The 5618-nt window shown below is 35.2% G+C and carries 13 protein-coding genes and 1 pseudogene; 2 read left to right on the plus strand and 12 right to left on the minus strand.

What is annotated here, in order from left to right:
• The 9 genes from ssb to ACQV18_RS09155 form a co-directional block, all read right to left on the minus strand.
• A partial coding sequence (ssb, locus tag ACQV18_RS09115; RefSeq protein ID WP_428892988.1) for a single-stranded DNA-binding protein occupies positions 1-304 on the minus strand: 304 nt, incomplete at its 3' end.
• 9 nt (positions 305-313) lie between these two features.
• On the minus strand, positions 314-445 hold the full coding sequence (locus tag ACQV18_RS09120) for a DUF1064 domain-containing protein (protein ID WP_428892989.1): 132 nt from the start codon (positions 443-445) through the stop codon (positions 314-316).
• Positions 442-864, minus strand: a complete 423-nt coding sequence (locus ACQV18_RS09125) for a hypothetical protein (RefSeq protein WP_428872863.1) — start codon at positions 862-864, stop codon at positions 442-444. Before ACQV18_RS09125 ends, ACQV18_RS09120 begins: the two co-directional genes overlap by 4 nt.
• Before the next feature lie 14 nt (positions 865-878).
• Positions 879-1826, minus strand: a complete 948-nt coding sequence (locus ACQV18_RS09130; protein WP_428892990.1) for a phage replisome organizer N-terminal domain-containing protein — start codon at positions 1824-1826, stop codon at positions 879-881.
• A 4-nt stretch (positions 1827-1830) separates the two neighbouring features.
• Positions 1831-2748 (minus strand): recombinase RecT, encoded by a 918-nt coding sequence (locus ACQV18_RS09135; protein ID WP_428892991.1) that lies wholly within the window; start codon positions 2746-2748, stop codon positions 1831-1833.
• Positions 2749-2750: 2 nt separating this feature from the next.
• Entirely contained in the window at positions 2751-3680 is a 930-nt protein-coding gene (locus ACQV18_RS09140) for a YqaJ viral recombinase family protein (RefSeq protein ID WP_428892992.1), read from the minus strand.
• Positions 3673-3873 carry a hypothetical protein gene (locus ACQV18_RS09145; protein WP_428892993.1) on the minus strand — a complete coding sequence of 67 codons (201 nt, stop codon included), beginning with the start codon at positions 3871-3873 and terminating at the stop codon, positions 3673-3675. The genes ACQV18_RS09140 and ACQV18_RS09145 overlap by 8 nt, the downstream gene beginning before the upstream one ends.
• Before the next feature lie 68 nt (positions 3874-3941).
• The gene (locus ACQV18_RS09150) at positions 3942-4109 is read right to left on the minus strand and encodes a hypothetical protein (protein ID WP_428892994.1); all 168 of its coding nucleotides are present in this window, start codon (positions 4107-4109) and stop codon (positions 3942-3944) included.
• The gene (locus tag ACQV18_RS09155) at positions 4110-4310 is read right to left on the minus strand and encodes a helix-turn-helix domain-containing protein (RefSeq protein WP_428892995.1); all 201 of its coding nucleotides are present in this window, start codon (positions 4308-4310) and stop codon (positions 4110-4112) included.
• A gap of 121 nt (positions 4311-4431) precedes the next feature.
• Here ACQV18_RS09155 and ACQV18_RS09160 point away from each other — a divergent pair, with 121 nt between their 5' ends.
• On the plus strand, positions 4432-4584 hold the full coding sequence (locus ACQV18_RS09160; RefSeq protein WP_428872853.1) for a hypothetical protein: 153 nt from the start codon (positions 4432-4434) through the stop codon (positions 4582-4584).
• Between the two features lie 16 nt (positions 4585-4600).
• Entirely contained in the window at positions 4601-4837 is a 237-nt protein-coding gene (locus tag ACQV18_RS09165) for a hypothetical protein (protein WP_428872851.1), read from the plus strand.
• Here ACQV18_RS09165 and ACQV18_RS09170 read toward each other — a convergent pair.
• The 3 genes and pseudogenes from ACQV18_RS09170 to ACQV18_RS09180 all read right to left on the minus strand — a co-directional run.
• Positions 4824-4970, minus strand: coding sequence for a hypothetical protein (locus tag ACQV18_RS09170; RefSeq protein ID WP_428872850.1), 147 nt, complete (start codon positions 4968-4970; stop codon positions 4824-4826). The genes ACQV18_RS09165 and ACQV18_RS09170 overlap by 14 nt on opposite strands.
• A 12-nt stretch (positions 4971-4982) precedes the next feature.
• Positions 4983-5213 carry a hypothetical protein gene (locus tag ACQV18_RS09175; protein WP_428872849.1) on the minus strand — a complete coding sequence of 77 codons (231 nt, stop codon included), beginning with the start codon at positions 5211-5213 and terminating at the stop codon, positions 4983-4985.
• Positions 5214-5327: 114 nt separating this feature from the next.
• A pseudogene (locus tag ACQV18_RS09180) lies at positions 5328-5618 on the minus strand (hypothetical protein); the annotation flags it as partial.

Raw genomic sequence — 5618 nt, forward strand, 5'->3', positions numbered from 1 at the left:
ACAAGTGGAAGTTCCTAACATTAACTTCTGTGATATAAACTTTATTTCCTTGATCATCGTCATAATTTCTAGTTTGAATAGATCCTTCAACACCGATTCGTGACCCTTTGCGTGTAAAATTAGCTAAGTTCTCTGCAGCTTTACGCCAAATCACGCATCTTATAAAATCTGCTTCACGCTCGCCTTGTTGATTAGTAAAGCTTCTGTTCACTGCTAGAGTAAAACTTCCAACCGGTGTTCCAGATGAAGTATATCTAAGGTCTACTTCTTTAGTTAAACGGCCGATTAATTGGACTGTATTCATTGTTCCCTCCTAAAAATATTCATGAGTAAATTTGCCCGTGTGGTTGTAATACATAGCCTCTGCTTTGCTATCAAAAGTAATTCCATCCACAACTACTTTCTTAGCTCTGTACTTGTGTTTTCTTTTAGGTTTAAATTTCAAATCTTATCCATTCCTCTCCAATTCTCATCATCGTAAGGAGCAAACCTTAGGTCTTTAAAAACGCCACCTTTCCTCACTTTCATATCTTTTGCGTATCCATATACTATTTGTGTATCCACTTCGTATTTTTCTGCGATTTCTCTTGCCGTTCCAATCATGATAATTGTTTCGCCTTTATAAATAGCGAAGGTTTGAATCCCTTTCTTTTTACGTTGAGGAACCACTTGTTCAAATTTTTTAAGAGGATCTTTAAAAACAGAATGGTGTTCTTTATCCACCTTTTGTATCGCTACCAAGAAAGGCGCTTCGAACACTCCCTTGTCATTCAAGTTTTTTTCTCTCCACCACCTTACGGCTGATGGTTTCGTATCAAATTGTTCTAACACCTCTCCCGTTTCCTCATTAATAACTGCATACATTTAAAATCCTCCCATCAAGATTTCAAAGTTTCTTTCAGTCTTTTCTTCATTTCTTCTTGCTTTTCTTTACTAACAACTTCTGATTTCACTTCTTGCTTATTCGTCATAAAGCTTGGCACTGGTTCAGTTTTTATGTGCTGATTGTAGTTTCGTTTAGCTTTTTTGTTTTCGTGTTCTACTCTTAGTGCGTTAACATCTTCTACCGTCTTAACATTTCGACTAAGCCAATTTTTTAATACTCCATTGATATACTTCATGTTTTTAATGTTCATTTCTATTGCTACTTTAATAGCTTCCATCACTACATCTGGACTTATCATCTCTGACCAGTCTCTTAAAGAGTCGATTACAAAAGAACTTGCTTGACCGATGTTTTCTTGATAGAAATTGACAATAGATTGAAGATCATTATTATTATTTCTTACTTCTATCTTCTTACTTCTATCTTCTAACTTCTTACTTCTTACTTCTAGGGCGTTACGTAACGTTACACTAACGTTATCTACATATTCTTCTAATTCATCAAGTTTGGTAGGAACTTCACTAGAATCAGGATCATAACCTAACTCTCTTAATTTTTTTCGAAGATCATACTTCCTCTTTCTGTCTCGGTTCTGTTTTCTTACAATAGCCATCTTGTCTGTACTCTGATGTTTCTCCCAATTGACAATATCTATCATTCCGTCATCATTTATTTCAATCATGGAGAACTGCTCTAATGTATTAAGAGCAGCCCTCATGATATTTATCGGATGACCTAAAATGGTTGCTAACATTTCATCAGAATATGCTAAATTTTGTCCCATATAAATCATTCCACCGTCATTTATCTTTCCAGCAAGACAAAGCATTTGTATCCATATCATGCTGATAGAATCGCCTTCTGGCATCGTTCGAATAAGTTTTATCTTTTCATCGTCAAACATATTGACGGATAACTTTATCCATTTAATATCTGCCACACGATCACTCCTGCTCTAACGATGACTTGACGCCTGTTTCAAACAGTGCTTCCTGCTCTGCTGATTTGTCTTCTGTTCCTTCTTCTAAGAATTCGCTTATTTCAGCTTCATGATCTTCTGTTTCATCATCTTCAACACTCGTAACATCTTTAATAACAAATTCGCCATCTTCTGAAATGTCATCAGATATTGTTTCGTCAGCTATGACCGCTTTTTGCATTTCAATGGATAAGATACCCCACTTACTTAAAAGACTTCTTAAAACTGTTTTTTGAGCCATTGCATCATAATTTGATGCCCATACTCCAGAAAGTTGTGTCTTATTCTTCGCTTTATTGTTCTCAATGCGATGTTTTTCAATCTGTTCCTTCGTCCAGAAGACAGTCTTTTCAAAACCATTTAACAATTTGAAATATCCAAAGTAGCCAATTACTGTGTCACTAACCTTCGCATCAAAATCGATATCTAATTCTTCTGTTAAAGGGTTCCAACTTACCAATTGACCCTCATAAATGCTTCCTACATTGATGGCTTTATATTGCCCTGATCTTTGGGCCAGTTGAATATATCCTCTATAACCAAGAACGAATTGTGCTTTCTTAACCCATGTTCCATTCTCTTTTGTGTTAAAAGGCACTAGATAAGCGAAACCAAATTGTTTTTCAAGTGGCAAGTCTAATTGCGCCGCTTGCATTGCCCCAGTAATAATAGACATTGGTTGACTGTCTGCTAAGTATGAATCGTTGCTTACAAGCGTTAGCAAGCTCGAAGTAAACCCTGCTGATTTATCTTTTAAAACTTGCTTAAATTTGTTTTGAATAGCTGGACTGTTTAATAAACCCTTCACCGAATTGTTAGCCTGCATAGGAGGCTGTGAATTACTTTGTTGCAATTGATTTTTTAATGATTGATTTGTAGCCATATTTATCTCTCCTTAATCGAAAATCTTTTTGAATGTGTTTCTTTACTAAACTCTTGATATATTTCTGGCATTTCTTTTTTTAATCGTCTGCTGTCAAGTGTGATACGTGTAAATGGTCTCCATGTAACCGAATAGTCCAATGAAAATAATTCAGTCGCTTCGCTCTTTGTCATTTCCTGTTTAATCTTGTTTTGATACTTTTCTTTTTCTTGATTTAAAACATCAATATCTGCATCTAATTTCTTGATATAGTCCACTGCTTCTAACATCTCTTTAGACATAGGTAAAGTGTTTTCTTCTATTTCCACCATATTGAGAGCCTCTTTTGTTACTTCCAATCCGTCAACTTCAGGTGGTTCCCCTTTTAAAACATTGCTTTCCCAAAACTCAACTGCCATTCTTGTATAGATGTTGATTAATTCGTCATCTCGTTCAATTTCTTTCCACACGAAATCATGGTTTCCAATAATAACGGCGATGTATGCTTTGTCATAATCTAAAACGTTTAGGTAATGCTGAACTTGCATTAGATAGCTCGCTGGAATCTCTTCGTCTTTCCACTGCTTAGCAGAAAATGCGCTAGTAGTTTTGCACTCAAGTAGCGCTTTTTCTCCAATTATTTTGCGGTCAATATTAGCTAATAAAAACGGATAATCTTTATGAAAATGTGTCTTATTGTCTCTTTGAACTTTTAGACCTGTTTCATCTTCAAACATTCTGGCCACAAGATCCTCTAACTCATTTCCTATTTTTATTCTTATTTTGTCGCTAATATCTGGCGACTCAACCTGTCCTGTTTTTTCTAGCCATAGCTGATACTTTGATTTATAAGGGTTTACTCCTAGCAATGTTCCAATATCAGAGCCTCCTAAACCTTTACTTCTCAGCTCGTGCCATTCTTCTTTTGATTGTGCAATTTCGTAATTACTCACAACCAGCCACCAACCTTCTACCTAGATAATCTTCGATATTATCTGCAAGAACTTTTCCATCGGGCGTTTCATAGTATTCTTCACCTGGATAAATCGCTTCTCCTTCCCAATCATAGTAAATGGGTAATAGTTCGTCTGGTTCCAACGGGACTCCTAAACTATCCCGTGAGCCTTTTAAAAATCGTTGATTCATGGTATAATCCTCCTAGATTTATGTGTTAGTCCGCATTGCCGTGCGGACTTTTTTTATGTTGTTTTTCATTAGTACCATCCCAACTCTTCAAAAAGTAATGAAACAAACGGCCATGCGATAATGGAGAAAAACAAAAAATTAAGAACGAAGTAAAGAATGTTATCTTGTCTTTTCTTCATTTTTTGCAGTTTTTCTCTTTTTAATCGTTCACAGTTTTCTTCTAATTTGATGTTCATTTAACTCTCCCTTTCCCTAAATTCATTTACATCCACTCCTAGTGCATCTGCTAATTTAAAAGCAGTTTCTAATCGTATAGTTTTCTTTGTCTTTCCATTCACTATGTTGTGGACTAGTGAGTAGGTTAATCCTGATTTTTTTGCTATTTCATAGATACTTCTTCCATCATCAATGATTATTTTTTTTAATTTTTCTAACATATTTACCCCCATATCTTGTGTATTGTTTTTATCTAAGCACTACATCTTGTTGATCGTGTATCTTGATTGTGATATATTTAAATTGTGTTGCCCCACCATTCAGACTGGAGTGAATGATTTATTGAAGAACTCGACAGAACTTGCTAAAACATTCGCTAAGTCTAACTTGGGAACAGAAGCTCTTTCTCATATAACGCCAGATGTAATCAACGCTACCAAGTCGTTTGCTAATGGTATAAGTAGTATTTCTGATTTAGGTAATACAAAAAAATAGAAAGCGAGGTGAGAAAATGGATTTGAAAATTAATGGTGATGGACAAATGCCTCAATTTCAGGTTATCGAAATGCGTCCAGGCTATATCAAAACTAGAATTAAATATTCTAATGGTTTGATATTAATCACAGAACAATCTCCCGAAGGAACAAATGTTTTTTCAAGTCATAATTTTATAAAAGAAATTGATGGTACTTTAACGCCCGACTTGTCTAGTCCTAACAAAAATTTTGTTGATATTAAAGAATCTTAATTTTTTTGTCCTTTATTTTAATTCCGTTTTTATTCACCACTATGTTGCTGAATTGGTTTCCCACTCGTCCTACCACTACACCGACTATCAATCCTGTAGTGACTAGGGCGACGTTTTTAATTATGTTTTTCATTTGCGTTCCTCCTTACTTAAATTTTTCTGCATCCATTTTTCTAAGGAATTCAATAAACCTAGAGATAATTACTATCGTTGTCTTTTGTGTCGGTTTAATCACCCCGTCTGAAAATTCTGGATCTTCATACATTTCTGAAACGTATCTAGCAGCTTGTTGTTTTCCAAGTCCTAGAATGACTTCAGGTAGTTTTTGTGTGGTTGTGGCAAACATTACATCATTTGGTATTGGTGTCAGTTCCATGATTATCCTCCCTCCTTTTAGACCTCACTTTGTCGCATATTGAACAATAAAACGTCTTTGTCTTTTCTGTTTGATTCGTGATTACCATTTCTTTATGACATGCTGGGCATTTCATTAATTGACACCCTCTACTTCCATAATTTTTAAAATGCCAGGTGTCGGGTTCAGCTCGCTACCACTAAACGATTGATAAGATAAACTGTCTAAGTAGATCATCAAATCTTCAAAACTTTCTCTTTTAACAGCTGTGTATCGAACCACATTCATCACATTTTTTATACGAGAATGAATTCTTCGTATGAATAAACCTTTCCACCCTTTGAAGTAATTGTCGCTATAATTTGGCCTTATCTTTGCTAAGTGTTCTTTAGCAAATTGGTTCGCTAAAGTGTGAACTTTTGATTG

Source organism: Facklamia sp. P9177, assembly GCF_050409585.1.
Taxonomy (GTDB): domain Bacteria; phylum Bacillota; class Bacilli; order Lactobacillales; family Aerococcaceae; genus Facklamia.